The sequence below is a fragment of the Bradyrhizobium sp. 17 genome (assembly GCF_023073515.1).
Taxonomy (GTDB): Bacteria; Pseudomonadota; Alphaproteobacteria; order Rhizobiales; family Xanthobacteraceae; genus Bradyrhizobium; species Bradyrhizobium canariense_D.
This window is the reverse complement of sequence record NZ_JADPJQ010000005.1, coordinates 1-990: the sequence shown is the minus strand read 5'-3', so window position 1 is coordinate 990 and position 990 is coordinate 1. Positions and strand designations below refer to the sequence as shown.

Genomic DNA, 990 nt, shown 5'->3' with positions numbered 1-990 from the left:
ATCAGGCCGCCCGCGCCCTCGATCACCAATGGCCGCTCCCCGGTATCGGGCACATCGAGCAAATCCGCCTGGATGCGAACTCCGTCAAGTTCGGCAGAATGATGAGGAGAAGCGGGGGTCCGAAGGCGGTAGCGTTCCGGCAGGATGCGATCGGCCGAGAGGCCGCCAAGACAAGAGACGACCTCGGTATCGGTTTCTCCCTCGAGGCCGGCCTGAATCGGCTTCCAATAGTCCGCTCCGAGAAGATTGGCGAGCCCCGCGGAAAACACCGTCTTTCCAATCCCGGTACCTGTGCCCGTTACGACGATCTTGACACTCATTGAAGCTCGCCTTTCGTCTCCTCGATCAAGGCATCGAGCATTGCACGCACGTCGTCCTCCCCCACGTTAAGCGTCAGTGAAATTCGCAACCGGGCCGTGCCCGCCGGGACGGTTGGCGGCCGGATTCCGCGGATATCGAACCCGCGAGCCTGCAATGCAGAGGCGAGCCGCATCGTGCGCGCATTGTCGCCTACGATGCATGGCACGATCTGCGAATCCGAAGGACTTTTCCAGCCGCGCTCTCTCATCTCCCGATGTGCGAACGCGACCAGCTTGGTGAGACGCTGCTGTCGCTCGGGTTCCTGCTGCAGGATCAGAATCGCCTCCCTCACGGCGACAGCCATCAGCGGCGATGGCGCGGTCGCGAAGATGAATGGACGGCAACGATTGACCATAAAGTCTCGCAGCACGCCGGACGCAGTGACGAGCGCGCCGGCGGCGCCCAGCGCCTTGCCGCAGGTATGAACGACCAGCAGATTTTCGCGCCCCTCATAGGGCACGGTGAGTCCTCGTCCCTGCTCGCCGTAAACGCCTGTTGCGTGGGCCTCATCTACCATCAGGAACGCATCATGCCGGTCGGCGAGCGCGACCATATCCTTGAGAGGCGCAAAGTCGCCGTCCATGCTGTAGAGACTTTCGACCACGATCCAGATCCGGCCCATTCCGCCAC

General features: G+C 62.4%; 2 protein-coding genes. Both read right to left on the bottom strand.

Features of this window, described 5'->3' with window-relative positions; translation table 11 throughout:
• The coding region (locus IVB13_RS00040) for an AAA family ATPase (RefSeq protein WP_247487233.1) at positions 1-320 on the bottom strand (320 nt) is incomplete at its 3' end.
• On the bottom strand, positions 317-990 hold a 674-nt coding region (locus IVB13_RS00035; protein WP_247487231.1), incomplete at its 5' end, for an aminotransferase class I/II-fold pyridoxal phosphate-dependent enzyme. The genes IVB13_RS00035 and IVB13_RS00040, both read right to left, overlap by 4 nt.